Here is an 18963-nt window from a genome sequence, read left to right as displayed (position 1 = left end):
GGGTCATAGTGTCCGTGGCCCCCCAGTGCTCGACGACTTTGCCGCCGTCGACGCGGATGATGTCGACGCCGCTGAATTCGACGCTCCGACCGGTGGGCGCGACGCCCATCAGTTCTCCCTGATGCGTTCCAGTCAGGACCACGTATTGCGCCTCGAGATTTCCATCTACCAGCGCCGGTTCGGTGGTCTTGGCCCTAAGATCCGGGAATGCCGCCCGCATCGTGTTGACGAAGTACCCGACGCCGTCCTTGGCGGGCGATTGTCCGGGTAGGGGGTCGTGATCGACGAAGTCATCACTGACCAGTTCATCAATGAGGGCGAGATTTCCGTCCCCAATCACCTCTGTGTAGAACCGCTTGATCAATCCAGTCCCGTCAGCCATTTCCAACTCCTTAAAGTGGATGAGACCGCAGCCCAAGTCTTCCACTCCGGCCATGGCACATCAACGGCTCACGCTCCTGCAGCGCCGGACCTCAGGCCCGCCGCTCCCGCCACCGCAGCGACACTACAAGCACCACCGCGCCGAGCCCCAACATCACGAACACCATCAGCCCCCAGTTCGCCTGCGTCACGCCGCTGCCATAGAAGATGCCGATCAGCACGGTCGCCGTGATCGCGCCGAGGTAGCGGCAGGTCTGGAAGATCCCGGCGGCCACTCCGCGCTCTTCCGGCCGGGTGGACACGTACATGCCCTGGCTCGAGGAAATGGCGACCACGCAATACGGCACACCCAGCAGGGCGGTCAGCGCGAGCACCAGCGGGACGGCGAGGGAGGCCGTCAGCAGCCACATCGCCGCAGACGCGACGAGGAGCAGCACCACGCCGGCGATCAGCACCCGCCGCACGCCGAACCGGTCGATCGCGCGGACCGCGAACGGCGTCCCGACCACCGAGATCGCCGCGAGCGGCAGCATCAGCAGGCCCACGACGCCGGGATTGTAGCCGCCCGCGGTCTGCAGCAGCTGCGGCAGCCCGAAGAACGCAAAGTAGTAGACGCCGTTGAACAGCGCAAAACCCAGGTAGACCAGCAGCAGCGGCCGGTTGCGGCCCAGCAGCCGCAGGTCAAGGAAGGGCGGGCTGAACCGCAGCTCCCGCCACGCGAACAGCGCCGCGAGGACCAGCCCGCCGCCCAGCAGCCACCACCGGTAGTCGGGCAGCACATTCAGCATCGCCATCATCACCAGCACCAGGGCACCGACGAAGGCTCCAATCCCGGGCAGGTCCGAGTCGCGCACCAGTTCCGACACCCGGCCGCGTTCCCGGGCACGGTCGGCCGGGGCAAAGCGCCGGACTACAAGGATCGCCAGCAGCGAGAGCGGGACGTTGATCAGGAACAGCGCCTGCCAGCCCACCAGGCTCACCAGCAGGCCACCCACCACGGGCCCGACGGCGGCCGCCGAGGTGTTCGCCATCTGGATCCGGCCCAGCGGCCGGGTGGACTTCACGTTCGCCTCCCGCGCCAGCGCGGCGACCATGACGACGGCGCTCGGGTACGCCGTCGCGGTGCCGAGGGCCATGAAGGCGCGAGCCACGCACAGCAGCGCAAAGTTCGGCGCAAAAGGCGCGAGCGCACAGGTCACTGCCACCAGGGCCATGCCCAGCAGGAACAGCCGCCGCGGGCCGAAGCGGTCCGCCAGCCGTCCCATCAGCGGCTGGCCGGCCGCGGAGGTGAGGTAGAACGCCGTGATCACCCAGGTGACCGTGGCGACGTCGAGCCCGAAGTCCTCGCGCAGCACCACCAGGGCGACGGCGATCATCGACGAATTCAACGGGTTCAGCGACGTGCCGAGGCTGAGGCCGGCGACGGCCAGGCCTGCACGGGGAGAGTTGCTCACGGCAACAGTCTGTCTTACGACGCCGGCCGAAATCGAACCGGACGACGCATGCCGCCGTCGTCGTCGCTCTGGCGTCAACCCTCCCCTGCCTAGCCGTTGTTCGCCGCGCTGGCCGCCGAGGTGATGAATGAAGTCACCATGCTGAGGACTGGGCCGGCGGGAACCAGGGTCTGGCCGTGGTTGCGGCCGGGCAGGGCCTGGAACCGTGCCCTGGGCATGAGCTGGGCCGCCCGTTCCGAGTCCGCATACCGAAGCGGGTCGTCCGTGCCGGCGAGCAGCAAGGTGGGCGTGTCCATGGTCCGTAGGACCGGCTCCGGAATTCCGGGTTCGTTCTCACTCCGCCGGAAGTAGGCGCGCAGGGCCGCGGGGTCGTTGGCCAGAAGCGCGGCGGCCGTCTGCGGATCGAGGTCACGGCCCGTGGCGATACGCCATTGGCGCAGAAATTCCAGCATGCCGCCACGGTCCAGGGCCTGGTCATATCCGGGGAAGAAGATCGATTCGATTTGCCCGGCCGGGGAGCGGTACGTGCCGCCCGCAGCCGTAAATGTCTTGACGCGCTCGGGACTGCTGGCCAGCAGTGAGAATCCGATTCTCGAGCCGGCGGAATACCCCATGTAGTGGGCTGCCTGCGCGCCGGCGGCGTCCAGGACTGCCACAACATCCCCGACGAGCAGGTCCATGCTGTACGCGTCTTCGTGCTGCGGCTTGTCGCTGCGGCCGTGTCCCCGCAGATCCAGAGTCACCACGCGAAAGCGCTCCTGCAAGGCCTTCGTGAAGCCCAGTCCCCGCCAAATGGCACGGGACAGCCCTGAACCGTGCACCAGAACGATAGTGGGGCCGGCGCCCTGCTCCTGAAAGGAAATTCGGACGCCATCCACGGCGTTGAAGGCATCACCCATAACGTACTGCTCCTCTCGGAGACCTCTTCGGTCGATGAGGTCGGGCGGAAGTCCTGCCGGATAAGGTGTTTCCTTGCCCGCGCCGCAGCCGAGATCTATGGCGCGGCGGCCGTTCCCCGGAGAGGCCAGGGCCTACCGCCGCGCCGTCAACCTTGAATGTCACAGCACCTTTGAGAGGAACGCCTTGGTCCGGTCGTGTTGCGGGTCGCTCAGGATCTGGCGGGGAGCCCCGGCCTCCACCACCACGCCGTCGTCCATGAAGACCAGGGTGTCCGCCACCTCGCGGGCGAACCCCATCTCGTGGGTCACCACAATCATGGTCATGCCGCTCTTGGCCAGTCCCTTCATGACATCGAGCACCTCGCCCACCAACTCCGGGTCCAAAGCACTGGTCGGTTCGTCGAAGAGCATCAGTTTGGGGTCCATGGCCAAGGCACGGGCAATGGCCACCCGCTGCTGCTGGCCGCCAGAGAGGTGCGCCGGGTAGGCGTCGCCCTTGTCCCCCAGCCCCACGCGCTCCAGCAGTTCTATGGCCCGTGCCGTGGCAGCGGCCTTGGAAATCTTCTTCACCCGCATGGGAGCCAGGATGATGTTCTCCACTGCGGTCAGGTGCGGGAACAGGTTGAACCGCTGGAAGACCATTCCGATTTCCTGGCGCTGGAAAGCAGCTTCCTTGAGCTTGAGTTCGTAGAGCTTCTCGCCTTTTTGGCGGTAGCCAACCAGCTGTCCGTCGACCGAAAGCCGGCCGCCGTCAACCACCTCCAAGTGGTTGATACAGCGCAGGAACGTCGACTTGCCCGAACCGCTGGGCCCCACGATGCAGAGAACCTCCCCGGGGTCGACCTCCAGGCTGATCCCACGCAGGACCCTGTTGGATCCGAAATTCTTGGAAACCTTCTCCGCAAGAACCATTGGCACGCCGGTCATCCCTTACCTCCAAAATCTGTCCCGAGCGGTGCACCCGGCGCGCCAGGTCCGGCCGTCGGTGCCGGCGCGGACCCCGCGGGTTCCTTGCCCATCTTGACCCGCCCGGTTCCGCGCGAGAACCGCTTTTCAATGAAGTGCTGCCCGACCATCAGGATCGACGTGAAAAGCAGATACCAAAGGGAAGCCACAATCAGCAGCGGCACGGGTGTGAACGTCACGGCTGATATGCCGCGGGACACCCCGTACAGGTCAATGCTCAAGGGGATCGCTGCCACCAGGGAGGTGGTCTTGAGCATCGAAATCACTTCGTTGCCGGTAGGCGGAATGATGATTTTCATGGCCTGCGGAACCACGACATACCGCATGGTCTGGCCCCAGGACATGGCCAGGGCCGTGGAAGCCTCCGCCTGGCCCTCGTCCACGGACAGCAGGCCGGCACGCACGATTTCAGACATGTAGGCGGCCTCGTTCAGGGCCAGCCCGATCACGGCGGTAATGAACAGGTTCGTGAAGATCTCGTTCGGGACGGTGACCCACGGCGTCGTGAACGGAATCCCCAGCGTGAACACCGGGTAGATCAGGGCCACGATGCCCCAGAACACCAACTGCACGTAGACAGGGGTTCCGCGGAAGATCCAGATGTACAGCCAGGCGATGCTCTTGAGCACCGGATTTGGTGAGAGCCGCATGATGGCCAGAAGCAGCCCGATGACGATCGCGCCGATCATCGAGTAGATGGTCAGCCACAACGTTACCCACGCGGCCTGGCTGATCCGGCGGTCAAAAATGTACTTGCCCACATCCGGCCAGCCATAGTCCGCGCGCTGGGCGGCGTCCAGGACAAATACCGCCAACCCGAGCAAAAGAACCACGGCAATCACGATCCGCCACGGGTGCCGCAGCGGGATCGCCACGATCGCCTCCGCCGGCGAGTTGTCCGTGTCCTGCCCGCTCCGGTCCCGGTGCTTCCTGTCAGGCTCCGACTCAATCATCCTGTCGGATTCCGGCTCGCTCATTTGCTATCACCCTTTGGCTGCCACGTTGAGAGTTGCTGTCTTGACGCCACCGGATTCGACGCCCCACTTGGACAGGATCTTGTTGTACGTGCCGTCGTCGATCAGAGCCTGCAGCGCCTTCTGCAGGACCGGGGTAAATTCGCTGCCCTTGGCCACGGGCATCCCGTACGGCGCCACTTCAAAGGCGTCGCCGGCGGTCTGCAGCTTGTCCTTGGTCTTGGAGATCGCATACAGAGTCACAGGCGAATCGGCGCTCATCGCGTCGACCTGTCCCACCACGAGGGCGTTGGTTGCCTGGTCCTGCGCGTCGTACTTGAAAATGGTGATCGCCGGCTTGCCTGCATCCGTGCAGGCCTTCGACTTGGCAGGCACCTCATGCGTGTCCTCATAGGTGGTGGCCTGGACGGCGACCTTGAGCCCGCACGCGTTGTTCGGGTCCACATTCTTGCCCTTGGGCGACGCCCACTGGATGCCGGCCGAGTAGTAGTTCACGAAATCCACCTGCTTTTCGCGTTCCAGCGTGTCGGAGAACGACGACATTCCCATGTCATCCTTCCCTGCCTTCACTGCCGGCAGAATGTTATCGAAGGTGCCGATGTCGAAGTTGACCTTCAACCCCATAACCTTGCCCAGGGCATTGGTGAGGTCCACGGACCAGCCTGCCGGTTCGCCGTTATCGTCCTTGAACTCGTTGGGCGGGTAGTTGTTGGCCATGCCGACGTTGAGCACGCCGGAGCTCTTCATTTTTTCCGGGAGCGAGGCGGCAATGGAATCATTCTTTTGCACGTCGATGGCGTCAGCGGTACCGGATGCCGAGCCGGTGGCGGCGGGTTCGCTGTTGTTGACACAGCCCGAGAGCGAGAGCGCCGTGGCTATGGTGAGAACGGGAAGAAGGTATCGGGTGCGCATGGCTTCCTTAGCTGTTCAGGGATTCTCTAGGCTCCCGCAACGCTGCGGGAGGGCATTGCATGACTGCTTATTCAAAACTCATGAATTCGTGTTTTCCGACGCTCTTGTCTCCAGAAGTTCTCCGGAATGACGAACATCCCGAAGAATTTCCCCGCCCCGGGCCTTCAACTCGGAAATGCTGGAGACGCCCACTAACGTCATCGTACGCCGCAATTCATCCCCGAAGATGTCGATGATGCGTCCGACGCCCGGTGAGCCGGCCGCCACCAATCCGTACAGGTAGGCGCGGCCGATCGAACAGGCATCGGCCCCCAGCGCCAGCGCCTTGAGGATGTCGCTCCCCCGGCGGATGCCGGAGTCCACGTAGATCTCGATCGAATCGCCCACCCGTTGCCGCGATTCCTGCAGGACGTCCATGGGGCTCAGCATGTGATCGAGCTGGCGGCCGCCATGATTACTCAACTGGACGGCGTCCAGGCCAATCCGGGAGGCCTTCGCGACGTCGGCCGGGTTGACGCAGCCCTTGAGCACGATTTTGCCGTGCCAGGCCTGCCGCAGGGCCTCAAGTTCCTTCCAGCCGCTGCTGGCATCCGAGTGGCCCAGGATGTGCTGCCACATGGTCGGGGTCACCACGGAGGATGCGGCGGGGCTCTGCGGATCCAGGTTCGGGAAGCTGATGCCGTCCGACTTCAAAAAGTTGATCCACCACGAAGGGCGCCGGGCGATGTCCGCGATGGTTGACAGCGTGAGCGCGGGAGGGGCGGTGAATCCATTGTGGAGGTCCCGTTCCCTGGAGCCCAGCGCCCGCGTGTCGACGCCGACAATCAAGGTGTTGAATCCGGCTGCCTTGCAGCGGGCCAGTTTGTTCTTCATCGCCTGGGCGTCCGAGGTGAGGCCAAAGTTGAACCAGCGGTCGAGGGACGGGTGCTGTTCTGCGATGGTTTCCATGGGCACGGTGCTCAGCCCGGCCAACCCATAGGGGATGCGGGCCCGGTCCGCGGCGGCCGCGACGGCCAGTTCGCCCTCGGGATGGAACAGCCGGGTCGCCCCGGTGGGGGTCAAGGTCAGCGGCAGCGCGCTTTCTTTTCCGAGCAGGGTCGTCGTCGTATCGGGTCCGGACACCGGGCCCCAGCTGGGCATGAGGGCCCAGGCATCGAAGACGGCCCGGTTGCGGCGCAGCGTCACTTCGTCTTCGGATCCGCCGTCGAGATAGTCGAAAATCCCGGCCGGCAAGACCTTGCGCGCCGATTTCCGGAATTCCTCGACGTTGTAGGCGCCCGCCAGCACACGCCGTTGGCGGGACAAGACGGGAGCTTTCACCTGGACGAGTTGCCTGGCTTCGCTGATTTTCAATGACGGCCTTCCGTTGAACTGTCCTGCGTTATGGTTCAGCGTAGGAAATGAAGCTCCGCATCACCATGGAGTTATCGACAAATTGAGGGGCCAATCATTAGTAGCGAATACCAAACAGCTTCTTGGGTGTCCCGGTGACGGCACCGGAGGTGGATACGCATGCGCTGCCTACGCTGGCCGACGTCGTCCGCTCGGCGGGCTCGGAAATCCTCAGCCTCGTGGAAATGCCGTCAGATGACCGGCAGATTGTCGCCGGCTCGGTTCTCTACGACTCGACGGCGCGGCCCGCCAAGTTCCCGGGTGCCGTTGCCCTGGCCATTGGTTTGTCCCTTTCCGGGAAGCGTCTGGGCGCGAAAGTGCGGGAACTCAGCGACGCCGGGTACGTGGCGGTCGTCTACAAATCCAACGGCACCTCGGACGAAGTCCTGCGGGCAGCCGCGCGGGACAACGGGATGGCGCTTTTCCGGGCCTCCGACTCGGTGCCCTGGAACCAGCTCGCGGAGATCATGGACGCGGCAGTGGTCCCGCACCGGCAATCGGGACGGACCCTGGTGGACATCCGGCCCGGAGACCTGTTCGACCTCGCCAACACGGTGGCGGCCCAGGCCGGCGGTGCCATCGCGATCGCCGATCCCGAGCAAACAATCCTGGCGTACTCCACCCTCCCGGACCAGCCCATTGACGAGACGCGCCGGAGTTCCATCCTGAGCCTGCAGGTGCCGCATTCGGTGGAAACGGACAACGATTACCGCCGTGTCCATGCCGCCGCCGATGCGCTGGACGTGGCCACGCAGGATCCCTCGCTCCGGCGCACCGCCATCGCGATCCGGGCCGGCGACTCCGTTCTGGGCTCGCTCTGGCTCCTTGAACTGGCGGACCACCACAACGAGGACGCCAACCGGATCCTGCGCGAAGCGGCCAACGTGGCCGCGCTCCACATCCTGCACAAACGGACCACTTACGTCTCGAACCTGACCCGCCAGATCGATCTGGTCCAGCCGCTGCTGTTCGATCCGAAACGCGCCGAACTGGCCGCCATCAGGCTCGGGATCTCGGCGCCGTCGATCCGGGTCGCGGCTCTGGGCGTCTGGCCGTCCGAGGCCATCGCGGCCGAAACGCTGCAGTCCCGCCTCCGGCTCTTCGACACCATCCGGACTGCCTGCGCCATCCGGCTGCCCTCGGCCGTCTGCGGGCTCTCGGACAACATCGTTTACATCGTCCTGCCCCAGACCACCGAAACCTCACGGCACTTCCAGCGCACCGCGCTTCTGAAAATTGTGCAGAATGCGCGCCGGCTGCTCGCACGCCCGGTCCTGGCCGCGCTCGGCGCCGCGGCGACGATTGACCGGCTCGAGGACTCCAGGGTCAACGCGGAACTGGTCCTGTCCGAACTTGTGCGCAACGTCGCGGAAGGGCGCATCGCCGCCGATTCCGATGACATCGTGGCCGACGACGACTCCCTGGGCTCGCGTCTGCTTCTGCGCCAGTTCGTCTCGGCCCTGACGGCCGCTGGCCAGCTGCCCGGATCGCACGCGCTGAATATCGCGGCGTACGACGAACAGCATAAGAAGTCCTTCGAGGAGACCATCTACGCCTACCTCAGCTGCGGCGGAAACGCGATCGACGCCGCCAAGGCGCTGGACGTGCACGTCAACACGGTGCGGTACCGCCTGTCCCGGGTGGAGCCGCTCTTCGGCATCGACCTCGACGACGCCGAAACGCGCCTCCTCGTGTGGCTGCAGTTGTGGGCACGGCACAACTAGTCGCCGTCATTCACGGGTCAGGCCAGATTTGCCGGGGCTACGATCCCCCGCCGGCGGGGGGAGCGGCGGACGACGGCGCAGACGGCGCAGGCGGTGCAGACACGTGCCGGCCCCACGCCAGCTCGCGGAGCCGGACCAGATCCAGCGCCGGTTGGGCTGGCGGGACGCCTGGACGGTTCCGCGGAACCAGTACCCGAAGTGCGCGGGGTTCGACGGTGCACCGTACCGGCGTGCTCATCAGCAGAGCCTCGCCGTCCACTCCGACGGGGATCTCGGGCACGTCGGCGTCGACCACCACCTCCGCCGCCGCGCGTTGGATCAGGCCGCGCTTCGTGGCACGGCGCAACAGGCCGACCGCTTCCCGCGTGCTGGCGGCGGAAATCGCCACCGCGCCGAGCACGCCGCGGTCCAGCCGGGTTCGCCGGCCCAGGCCGGCGAGGTCGTTGCTGCCGTACGGACCGTTGCTCACCAGCACCGCCTGCGGGCCGTCCACTGTCTCCGCGTCCGCCTGCGCCCGCAGCCGCGCACCCTTATCGCCCCTAATCAGGTCCGGAAGCATCTCCAGCACGGTACCGGCCTTGTCGTCCCGGTACGCAGGGCTCTGCACCACCTCGGCGTACACCCCGAAGGATGCGTTGTTGACGAAGGTGCGGCCGTTGATCTTGCCGAGGTCGACGTGAAGCTCCACCCCGTCCCGGAGGGCATCCAGGCAGCCTGTCGGGTCCTCGCGGTCCAGCCCGAGATCCAGGGCGAAATGGTTGCGCGTGCCGGCGCTGATCACCAGGAACGGAAGGTTGTGCTCGGCCGCAATGCCGGCGACCAGCGCCTGGGTTCCGTCCCCACCGGCGACGCCGAGCAGATCGGCCCCGCGTTCCACGGCCTGCCGGGCCAACGCGTCGACGTCCACCGGTCCCGGTCCCGCAAGAAGCGCCACCTCGGCGCCGAGTTCTTCCGCCTTCCGTTGGAGGTCGAACTTCACCACCTTGCCCCCGCCGGAACGCGGATTCATCACCAGGAAAGCATGCTGCCAAGCAGGGGCGGTGTGCTCGGGCATGGCTTTGCCCTCACCCCTTTCCCGGAGCGCGGCACGGGCACAGACCAAGGCCACGAACGCCAGCGCAATCGAGAGCACCATCTCCAATAGCAGACCCGCCTGGATGTGCAGGACCACCAGCACCAGCGGGGCCAATACCGCGAGCGCCAGCGCACACCAGCGCAGGACACCGCGGCTGATGAGGAACCAGTAGATCGCAGCCACAGTCACTAACACGGCGCCGGCATCGATCATGACCAACGCGATGGTGCCTGCCAATCCCGCAGACACCAAAGGGACAGCCACCGCCAAGAGAATCGCGGCGTAGGCCGCCCTCGCCCACCACCGCCGGGTCTGTGGGACCTCGTCGAAAGGGATGACAGTCATGTCCTGCTCCTTGCGGTAATCCGGCCCCTGGAGTGGCTTCGACCGGTCTCGCCGCCTGCGGCTGGGCCGTCAGGTCTTGATTTTCGCCACGGTCATGAGGATCGCCGAGTCTTCCTCGGCCTCCAGGCTGTGCAGCCCGTCGGGCACGATCAGCAGATCACCGGTCTTGCCCTGCCACGATTCGTTGCCGGCCCGCAGGCGCACGCAGCCGCGGAGCACAAACACGGTCGCCTCGCCGGGGTTCTGGTGCTCGCTCAGCTGCGTCCCCGCCCTGAACGCCATGACGGTTTGCCGCAGGACTTTCTCATGCCCGCCAAACGCAGTGTCCGCGGCCCGTCCGCTGGGTGCCGCGACCGCTGCAGCCAGCTGCTGCCGGGCAAGGGCATCGAGCGATATCTTCTGCATGGGGCCACCCTACTCAGAAACCGGGCCCCTGCCGAGGGTCCTTCGCCCCGGACCGGCCACGATACCGGCACCGGAAAGCTGCAGCCCTAGTAGGCCACGTCGAATCCGCCGAACTCCCCCGTCGCGGCCGAGACTGATTCTTCGACGTCCTCCACCCGGCCGGGCGCCTCCGGCGAGCGCAGCCAGCGCCGTAGCTCCAGCACAACGGACTGCGGCCCCTCGGCCACGATGCCCACGGAGCCGTCGGTGTTGTTCCGGACCGTGCCGCTGAGCCCCAGTTCCTCGGCCTTCCGGACCGTCCAGTAGCGGAAGCCGACCGCCTGGACCACACCGGACACCCGCGCGTTCAGCCGCACGGGCTCGCCGGAATCCGCCGGAAACTGCACAGGATGTTTGCCAGCCACGTTCCCAATGTAGCGCCCATCCGGGCGCCCGGTTTCGTCACGCAGGGTTGGGTTAGGCCGGCCCAGTCTCATCCGCCAGACACCAAGGGACCTTTGCCTCTTTCCCGGGGACGCCGTCCACGAAAGGGTGGCTACCGGCACTGCAGCGATTTGTCGAAGACCCGGCAACAGCACAAAGAAGTGCTCTTACCCTCCACCGGCGGTCACCACCGCTAGACAAGGACAAGACAATGGCTGGACAGTTCGAAATCTTCACCGACGCGGAATCCAATGTACGGTTCCGGCTTCTCGCCGCCGACGGGACCGTGTTGGCGATTTCCACAGCATTCGACGACAAGCGCCAGGCGGCGGACGGCATCATGGCTGTGCGCGAGTGCGCCGGCACCGGGCTGATCCGGGAGGTCAGCAGCAACCCGTGGACCGGGCAGCGCGGCGGCAGGAATGCCTCGCCGACACCTGCGGTCCGCGAACACCGTCACCGCCACCGGCACCTGCCCGCTGTCTAACGCAGCGTCGTCTAACCCAGCTACTTCGCCGGTTCCGTCACGCTGCCCGTGGCCGCGCCGTTGCCCGCCGGACGCAGCGACGTGATCATCCTCCGGACGTCCTGGTACTCCGCAGTGCTGGCGTAGAGCTTCGCCTTCTCCAGGTACGGCAGCCCTGGGTCCCCCGGCGTGGTGTTTTTCCCGGGGTCGTACGCCTGCCCGAACAGTGCGCCGCTGGGCGGCCAGAGGAAGAGCTGGAACATCGGACACGACGTAGGCCCGGTCTCCTCTGGCATCATGGTGATGCCATACGACGCGTAGGTGGGCGGCGAAGCCTCCGCTGCACTGAAGTCACCCCGGGCCTCGAAGACGTAGCGCGGCGGGCTCTGGTCCGCCGCACCCGGTTCCGCGAGCGCCTGCATCGGCTGAGAGTCGATGAGCAGGTAGGGCTGTTGATCGCCGCATTCGGCGCCCGTGACGATGTTCGTGCGCAGCGCGGCCATCTGCTTCCCGGCGGCGTTCACGACGTCCACGAACTCACCGCCCAGCGGCGCCTCCCCCGCAGGGTCCCGGATCTCCCACGCGGCCGGGTAGTCGAAACTCAGCGTCCTGTCCGACGTCGTGAACGTCTTCCAGCCGGACGACGACGGCGGGAGGTCCGACGTCGTCGGGGTTGCCGCCGCGGTGCTCCCCGGAGCCGTTCCCGATGCTGTGTCCGTGGCTGACTCCGACGGCGTGGTTCCCTGTGTCCCCTGCGAAGGATCTCCCGACTGGGTGCCTCCCGGCTGGGCAGCGCCGGCAGGCGGACCTGCGGACGTTGCCTCACCCGCAGCGCCGGATGTCGCAGGCGGCGCCGCCGGTGACCCGCAGCCGGCCAGCAGCAGGGCCGCGAGCACCAGCGCCGAAACAAATGGTGCCGGATCCGTAGCCGGTGTGAGCCGCCTCGCCATGAGCCCGGGCCGGCCCTACTGCCCCGCCGGACGCAGCGAGGTGATCATCTTCCTGATGTCCTGGTATTCGGAGGTCTCCAGGTAGGCCTCCGGGGTGTCGACAAAGGGCTCGTTGCCCGGGGTGGTGTCGAAGGGGTTATAAACGCCCCCGAACGACGCTCCGCTGGGCGGCCAGGTGAAGAACTGGAAGATCGGGCAGGCATCGGGGCCGGACGGCTTGGGCGCTGAGCTGATGCCGTAAGCCATGACGTTGGCTTTCGTGGGGTCCTTCTCGGCCGGATACAGCCGTAACTCAAAGATGAAGTGCGGCGTGACGCCCTGCTGGGCCAGGGCCGGAACCTGCACCAGATCGAGCACCTGGTAGGGGATCCGCTGCGTGCATTCCGCACCCGGGGCCACGTTGGTCTTTAAGGTGGCCAGCGACTTGCCGCCAGCGTTCAGGACCTCCAGGAACACGCCGCCGGGCGCGGCCTCGGCGCCGCGGTCCTTGACGGTCCACTCGGCGGGGTGATCGAACTCGAGCTTCCCGTCCGGGGTCTTGACGCTCTGCCAATCCGCCGCCGTCGGCGCCGGAGTGCCCGGCGCCGAGGGCGGCTCGGTGGGCGGGGTATCGACGGCGCCGCTGCTGGCCGGCGCGGACGTCAGCGGGGGCACGGTGGGCATCGACGGCGACGTCGGACCCGGGCCCGCGGGCGCACCGCAGGAGCCGAGCAGCGCCGCAACCAAGAAGCCGGCCGACGCTGCCGTGCCGAACGCCGCGAGTCGACGCATGTCACCCTCCCCCTGGGATTCAAGTGGTTCGACCATTCTGGAGCGTCCGTCAGCAAAATCAAGAGGCAAAAGTCCCGGAGTGGCGGGCCGAACTCTGTCCGGGTCCGCGGCCGGACTGCGTCCGGCCCGCGGTCGAACTGCGGTGGACTGCGCTGGCCCGCGCCGGAACCTGCCGAAGACCTGCCGTGCCCGCCGGCTCCTGCCGCGGCGTGAGGAGACCCACGTTGACATCCCGGCGATTTCAGTTGCCCGTGGAAGCTTGCTAGAGCTTAAGTAATGCAAGAGTTCCTCACCCAAGCAATGCCGTTCCTGGCCATGGCCCTCGCCGTGGTTGCCGGGCTCGTCCTGTCCTGGCTGGTGCGCAAGATTGTGCTCCGGCTCAACCGCAGCAAGCCCGAACTGCGCGAGATCTCGCGCGTGGCCCGGCTGCCGTTGCGCTTGTCCCTGTGCCTCATCGCCGTCCGGATCGCGCTCGCCACCAGCGGCGGGACTCTCGAATGGCGCCACGGCCTGGACCATTTGCTGCTGATTGCGCTCATCGGTTCACTGGCCTGGCTGGCCATCGCCATGCTGCTCATCATCGAGGCAATGGTCCTGACCCGGTACCGCGTGGATGTCGCGGACAACCGCCGCGCCCGCCGGCTGCGCACCCAGGTGATCCTGGCCCGGCGGATCGGCGTCGCACTGATCGCCGTGGTGGCCCTGGGCAGCATGATGCTGACGTTCCCCGCGATCCAGGCGCTCGGCGCCGGGCTCCTGGCTTCCGCAGGCGTGATCTCGATTGTCGCGGGCCTCGCCGCGCAGACCTCGCTGGTCAACGTCTTCGCCGGCATCCAGCTCGCCTTCACGGACGCGATCCGGGTGGACGACGTGGTGGTGGTCCAGAAGGAATGGGGCCGGATCGAGGAAATCACCCTGACCTACGTGGTGGTCCACATCTGGGACGACCGCCGGCTGATCCTGCCCTCGACATACTTCACCACCACCCCCTTCGAGAACTGGACCCGGCGGCAGTCCGAGGTCATGGGCACCGTCGAGTTCGACCTCGACTGGCGCGCTCCCGTCGAGGCAATGCGCGGCGAGCTGAAGAAGGTCCTGGCCGATACGCCGCTGTGGGACAAGCGCGTGGGGATCCTGCAGATCACGGACGCCACTGCCGGCTTTGTCCGCGTGCGCATCCTGGTCAGCGCCGCAGACAGCGCCTCCCTGTTCGACCTCCGCTGCCTGATCCGCGAGGAACTGGTGCTGTTCCTGCAGCAGGACCACCCGACGGCGCTCCCCCACGTCCGCCTCGAATCGCTGCCGTCGGCGCTGGCGGCGTCCACTTCCGGCAACGCGTCCGACGTCGTCGTGGGGCCCAAGCGCCCCGGCAAGGCTACTGCTACGGCCGAGCACCACCGGCACCCAGATCCCCACGACTCCCAGCTGTTCACCGGATCCATCGAGGCGATCCAGCGCTCCAAGGCCTTCTCCGGACCGGGCGAGGACGTCTTCGAGGACCGCGACAACGCCATCGCCTCGCAGAACTAGCCGGGGACGGGCGGCTACGCCTGGACAGCACGACAGCACAGCCGGACCGGGCAGGTCTTCCCAGCCCCCGCCAACTGATCAATAATCAGACGTTGGCGGGTCAGCAACGCGCTGCCCCCTTGTCTGCCGGACCAGCTGAGGAGTCCCCATGACGGTCGAAGAAGCCCCCGCGGAAACACCCAAGGCGGCTGCCGGCGACTGGTTCCAGCGCGCCGTCGTCTATCAGATCTATCCGCGCAGCTTTGCCGACTCCAACGGCGACGGCATCGGCGACCTCCGCGGCATCATCGGCAGGCTGGACTACCTCCAGCGGCTCGGGGTCGACGTCGTCTGGCTCTCCCCGATCTACACCTCGCCGCAGGACGACAACGGCTACGACATCAGCGACTACCGTAACGTGGACCCCCTGTTCGGCACCCTCAAGGAGCTCCGGGAACTGAGCGACGGGCTGCACGCGCGCGGCATGAAGCTGGTGATGGACCTGGTGGTCAACCACACCTCGGACGAGCACCCGTGGTTCGTGGAATCCCGGTCCTCGAAGGAGAACCCGAAGCGCGACTGGTACTGGTGGCGGCCGCCGCGGGACGTCGACGCCGGGGCCGCCCCACGGCGCACGGCGGCGCAGCCGACCAACTGGGGCTCGGCGTTCTCCGGGCCCGCGTGGGAGTTCGACCAGGTGTCCGGGGAGTACTACCTGCACATCTTTTCGAAGAAGCAGCCGGACCTGAACTGGGAGAATCCCGAGGTCCGCGCCGCCGTCTACGAGATGATGACCTGGTGGCTGGACCGGGGCGTGGACGGGTTCCGGATGGACGTCATCAACTTCATCTCCAAGGACACCTCGCTCCCGGACGGCCCGGTGGCCGACGGCAAGCTCTTTGGTGACGGCTCCCCGTTCTACATCGACGGCCCCCGCATGCACGAATTCCTGCAGGAGATGCACCGGGAAGTCTTCTCGAACCGAACCGGCGAACTGCTCACCGTCGGCGAAATGCCCGGCGTGACCGTGGACGACGCCATCCTGTACACCGACCCCGCCCGGGCCGAGGTGGACATGGTGTTCCAGTTCGAGCACGTGGCGCTGGACCAGGAGGAAGGCGACAAGTGGAGGCCCAAGAAGCTCCTGCTCACCGAGCTGAAGCAGACCCTGGGCCGCTGGCAGGACGGGCTGGCCGAGACCGGCTGGAACAGCCTGTACTGGGGCAACCACGACCAGGCCCGCGCCGTGTCCCGCTTCGGCGACGACAGCCCCCGATACCGCGAGCTCTCCGCCAAAATGCTGGCCGGCATCCTGCACCTGCACCGAGGCACGCCCTACGTCTACCAGGGTGAAGAACTGGGCATGACCAACATGACGTTCGGCGCGATCAGCGATTACCGCGACATCGAGGTCCTCAACCACCACCGCGAGGCCACCTCGCACCTCGGCCACACCGACGCCGAGGTCCTCGCCGCCCTCGCGCCGCTGAACCGGGACAACGCACGGACCCCGGTCCAGTGGGACGCCACCCGGCACGCCGGGTTCACCACCGGGGCCCCCTGGATCGCGGTGAACCCGAACGCCAACCACATCAACGCCGCCGCCCAGGTGGACGATCCGGACTCGGTCTTCAGCTTCTACCGCAAGCTCATCGCGCTGCGCCACGCGGAACCGGTGGTCTCGCACGGGAGCTTCACCATGCTCCTGCCGGACGACCCGCACGTCTACGCGTTCACCCGGGCGCTGGCTGGGCCAGGTTCAGACGGTTCCCCCGGCAGTCCCTCGGACAGTCAGTCAGACGGCGCCGGGATTCCGGAGCTGCTGGTGCTGGGCAACTTCTCCGGCGAGGAGCGCGACGCGGAACTCGGGGACGAGGCCTGGGGTGCCGCGGAGCTGGTCCTGGGCAACTATCCGTCCGACGCCAACGCCTCCAACGGTGGCTCCGCCCCGGGTTCAGCGCCGGGTGCAGTGCGGAACAGCCTTTCCTCAGGTGCGGTGCGACTGCGGCCCTGGGAACTGCAGGTGTTGCGCCGGCGCCGCGGCGCCTGATCGACGATCCTTAACGCCAGCCCACGAAAGGAAGCCACACATGACTATTCCACCAACCCCCGGCCCCGATCCGTTTCCGCCAGAACCCGGCCCCACGACGCCGCCGCCCGAGCCCGGAGACCCGTTCCCGCCGGAACCCGGTCCGGTCACGCCGCCGCCGGTTCCGGGGCCCGAGCCGGTACCAGGCCCCGCGCCCACGCCGTCACCGGAGCCGGGGCCGTTCCCGACGCCGCCCGGCCCCCTCCCGATTCCGGATCCCGGCCCGGTGCCGCCGCGGCCGGACCCGACCCGGTTCTAGCGGGCGTCACCTCGCGGAGAGTCCGTGCAGGAACCGGCGTACCTCCGCGTTGAAGGCAGCCGGCGCTTCGACGGCCGCCATGTGCCCGACGTCGGGAATCATCACCAGCGTCGAGCCAGGGATCCGCTGGTTCATCTCGCGGGCCACGCTCTGCGGCGAGCGGACGTCGTCCGTGCCGTACAGCAGCAGGGTGGGTACCGCGATGGTGGGCAGCACGTCGCGGTAATCGGCGTGGGCGTTCGCGTTCAGCAGTGCCCGCATGCCGCCCGGGTGGAAGTCGGCCATGATGGCGCTGGTTTCTTGCACCGCTGCCGGATCAGCGTGTGCCGTGAACAAGGTGGGCAGCCATACGGGGATGAATTGTTCCGCCGGCTGCTCGAGTTCGGCGAGCACCTGCGCATAGCGGCGCTCGACTTCCTCGGCCGGCAAAGATCCGGCCCAACCGGCGTACGCCGAGACCAGCAGCAGCGACGCGGGCACTGATGGGTGTGCCCGGTAGAGCTCCAGTGCAATGCCGGAGCCCATGGACAGCCCGAGGACGTTCGGCCGGCCGGGAACCGCTTCCCGCAGAAAACCCGCCAGGGCGTCGCCCAGGTCCTGTCCGGTGAAGTCCGGCGGCGGATCGTCAGAGCCGCCGCACCCGGGTGCATCCCAGGCGAAAACCGTGAAGTCAGCCGACAAATCCTCGAGCTGCCGCCGCCAGATGCGGCTGTCTTCGTAGGCGCCGTGCAGCAGGACCAGCGGCGGACCCTGGCCCGCACGCCGGTACCGGATGCGCAGGCCCGCAACCTCGACGGTCTCCATGAGGCAATGCTAGGTCGGGCCGCCGCCGCTCGGCAGGGTCAGGCGGGGCGGACTCAGGGTGGGCGGACTCAGGGTGGGCGGACTCAGGGTGGGCGGACTCAGGAGCAGGCTCAGGATGCGCAAACCCGCCCGCGACGCGCAAATGACCCTGCGACACCCGATTTTTCGGGTGTCGCAGGGTCATTTGCGCGTCGGCAGGTCGATTGCGCGTCGGTGCTACGGCAGGACGATGTCCCGGGTGCGGTGATCGTACTGGATGACCAGGAGGCCGCCGCCGTGGTGGACTTCGTGGTTGGGTCCGTCGAAGACGCCAAACGCACCGTAGTTTTCGTCCCAGGACCGGTTCAGGGCGATCTTGAACGAGTAGAAGCCGGCAGGAATGTCCGCGGCAATCTTCCAGAGCTGATCCACCTGGTCCAGTTCCATCTGGACTTCGTCGTACTGCGGCGCCCAGTTGGCGGGCGCGCCCAGCAGAATGCTGAAGTCGCCGGCAACCGCGACGGCGTCCGGCTGTTCGATGGTGTCGACGCTGACAGCCGAGGCCGCCGCCGCCGGGGCTTCTGCCGGAGCTGCTGAGGGCTGTGCAGCCTTCGCCGCGGGCTTGCGCTTGCGCACCGCCTTGGCCACCGGGGCAACAGCCTCCTCGATGAGCTTGGCGGCCTTGCCGGCAACCTTGGATGTTGTCGACGGCGCCTCCTCGGCCGCGGCGGCCGGCGTGGCTGCTGTCTTTGCTGCCTTCTCCGGCTTTGCCACCGGAGCAGTCGGCAGCGGCGTGCCCGCCGGAACGGGAGTGCCGGCGTCGAGCGCTGCAGCGAAGGCGGCAGGATCGGCGAAGGCCACCGTGGCGCGCTGGCCGTCGTCGGTGATGGACCAGCCGGAGCGGCCCTTAACCAGCCAGCCGGCCTTGACCAACTTGGCCGTGGCGGTGGTCAGCGTCTTGTGGCCGCGGGGAATGCCGCCACTGAGGAGTTCGCGTTCGTGGTCGTTGAGGGGCACCCGTGCGATTGCCTCGCCCAGTACGGCTCCGGCGTTCGGCTTCTCGCCGGTCCATACCTCCTCTGCCAGGACATCCAGCACGGCCTTTAGCCGAAGGTTGGTGTTTTCCGCGGTGTTCGCGCCCATGGGTCTCCTTTAGAAGCAATTGATCCACCTGCATTTTGCCAAG

The 18963-nt window shown here is 66.9% G+C and carries 18 protein-coding genes; 4 read left to right on the top strand and 14 right to left on the bottom strand.

Annotated features, from left to right (window positions below; genetic code table 11):
* The 7 genes from AC1D1W_RS12400 to AC1D1W_RS12370 form a co-directional block, all read right to left on the bottom strand.
* The coding region (locus tag AC1D1W_RS12400) for an ester cyclase (RefSeq protein ID WP_476943836.1) at positions 1–382 on the bottom strand (382 nt) is incomplete at its 3' end.
* Positions 383–473: 91 nt separating this feature from the next.
* Complete coding sequence (locus AC1D1W_RS12395; RefSeq protein WP_476943835.1) at positions 474–1835, bottom strand: MFS transporter; 1362 nt, start codon at positions 1833–1835, stop codon at positions 474–476.
* An 89-nt stretch (positions 1836–1924) separates the two neighbouring features.
* Positions 1925–2734 (bottom strand): alpha/beta fold hydrolase, encoded by an 810-nt coding sequence (locus tag AC1D1W_RS12390; RefSeq protein ID WP_476943834.1) that lies wholly within the window; start codon positions 2732–2734, stop codon positions 1925–1927.
* A 159-nt stretch (positions 2735–2893) separates the two neighbouring features.
* Complete coding sequence (locus tag AC1D1W_RS12385) at positions 2894–3661, bottom strand: amino acid ABC transporter ATP-binding protein (protein ID WP_279294495.1); 768 nt, start codon at positions 3659–3661, stop codon at positions 2894–2896.
* Positions 3658–4677: an amino acid ABC transporter permease gene (locus tag AC1D1W_RS12380; protein WP_243182185.1), complete on the bottom strand. Its 1020-nt coding sequence runs from the start codon at positions 4675–4677 to the stop codon at positions 3658–3660. The genes AC1D1W_RS12385 and AC1D1W_RS12380 overlap by 4 nt, the downstream gene beginning before the upstream one ends.
* 6 nt (positions 4678–4683) lie before the next feature.
* Positions 4684–5586, bottom strand: a complete 903-nt coding sequence (locus tag AC1D1W_RS12375) for an ABC transporter substrate-binding protein (RefSeq protein WP_028277463.1) — start codon at positions 5584–5586, stop codon at positions 4684–4686.
* Positions 5587–5664: 78 nt separating this feature from the next.
* Entirely contained in the window at positions 5665–6939 is a 1275-nt protein-coding gene (locus tag AC1D1W_RS12370) for an alpha-hydroxy acid oxidase (RefSeq protein WP_476943833.1), read from the bottom strand.
* Positions 6940–7073: 134 nt separating this feature from the next.
* Between AC1D1W_RS12370 and AC1D1W_RS12365 the strand changes: the two genes are divergently transcribed.
* Entirely contained in the window at positions 7074–8702 is a 1629-nt protein-coding gene (locus AC1D1W_RS12365) for a PucR family transcriptional regulator (protein WP_476943832.1), read from the top strand.
* A 37-nt stretch (positions 8703–8739) separates the two neighbouring features.
* Here the strand turns inward: AC1D1W_RS12365 and AC1D1W_RS12360 are convergent, their stop codons facing one another.
* The 3 genes from AC1D1W_RS12360 to AC1D1W_RS12350 all read right to left on the bottom strand — a co-directional run bounded on the left by AC1D1W_RS12360 (position 8740) and on the right by AC1D1W_RS12350 (position 10931).
* Positions 8740–10122, bottom strand: a complete 1383-nt coding sequence (locus tag AC1D1W_RS12360) for a diacylglycerol/lipid kinase family protein (protein ID WP_476943831.1) — start codon at positions 10120–10122, stop codon at positions 8740–8742.
* A 69-nt stretch (positions 10123–10191) separates the two neighbouring features.
* The gene (locus tag AC1D1W_RS12355) at positions 10192–10527 is read right to left on the bottom strand and encodes a cupin domain-containing protein (RefSeq protein ID WP_459384027.1); all 336 of its coding nucleotides are present in this window, start codon (positions 10525–10527) and stop codon (positions 10192–10194) included.
* An 86-nt stretch (positions 10528–10613) separates the two neighbouring features.
* Positions 10614–10931, bottom strand: coding sequence for an acylphosphatase (locus tag AC1D1W_RS12350; RefSeq protein WP_043436330.1), 318 nt, complete (start codon positions 10929–10931; stop codon positions 10614–10616).
* A gap of 230 nt (positions 10932–11161) precedes the next feature.
* Here AC1D1W_RS12350 and AC1D1W_RS12345 point away from each other — a divergent pair, with 230 nt between their 5' ends.
* The gene (locus AC1D1W_RS12345) at positions 11162–11437 is read left to right on the top strand and encodes a YegP family protein (protein ID WP_243182192.1); all 276 of its coding nucleotides are present in this window, start codon (positions 11162–11164) and stop codon (positions 11435–11437) included.
* 20 nt (positions 11438–11457) lie between these two features.
* Here AC1D1W_RS12345 and AC1D1W_RS12340 read toward each other — a convergent pair whose 3' ends face one another.
* Entirely contained in the window at positions 11458–12366 is a 909-nt protein-coding gene (locus AC1D1W_RS12340) for a hypothetical protein (RefSeq protein ID WP_476943830.1), read from the bottom strand.
* A 15-nt stretch (positions 12367–12381) separates the two neighbouring features.
* Positions 12382–13173, bottom strand: coding sequence for a hypothetical protein (locus AC1D1W_RS12335; protein WP_476943829.1), 792 nt, complete (start codon positions 13171–13173; stop codon positions 12382–12384).
* A gap of 240 nt (positions 13174–13413) precedes the next feature.
* On the opposite strand from AC1D1W_RS12335, the gene AC1D1W_RS12330 reads away from it, so the two are divergent.
* On the top strand, positions 13414–14667 hold the full coding sequence (locus AC1D1W_RS12330) for a mechanosensitive ion channel family protein (RefSeq protein WP_476943828.1): 1254 nt from the start codon (positions 13414–13416) through the stop codon (positions 14665–14667).
* A 148-nt stretch (positions 14668–14815) separates the two neighbouring features.
* Positions 14816–16696, top strand: coding sequence for an alpha-glucosidase (locus AC1D1W_RS12325; RefSeq protein ID WP_476943827.1), 1881 nt, complete (start codon positions 14816–14818; stop codon positions 16694–16696).
* 304 nt (positions 16697–17000) lie between these two features.
* Here the strand turns inward: AC1D1W_RS12325 and AC1D1W_RS12320 are convergent, their stop codons facing one another.
* Positions 17001–17798, bottom strand: a complete 798-nt coding sequence (locus AC1D1W_RS12320) for an alpha/beta fold hydrolase (RefSeq protein WP_476943826.1) — start codon at positions 17796–17798, stop codon at positions 17001–17003.
* A 216-nt stretch (positions 17799–18014) separates the two neighbouring features.
* Complete coding sequence (locus AC1D1W_RS12315; protein WP_476943825.1) at positions 18015–18920, bottom strand: pullulanase X25 domain-containing protein; 906 nt, start codon at positions 18918–18920, stop codon at positions 18015–18017.
* Positions 18921–18963 lie beyond the last annotated feature (43 nt).

It is taken from the genome of Arthrobacter sp. P1_B4, assembly GCF_056406555.1.
This window is presented reverse-complemented; position numbering and strand designations above follow the sequence as displayed.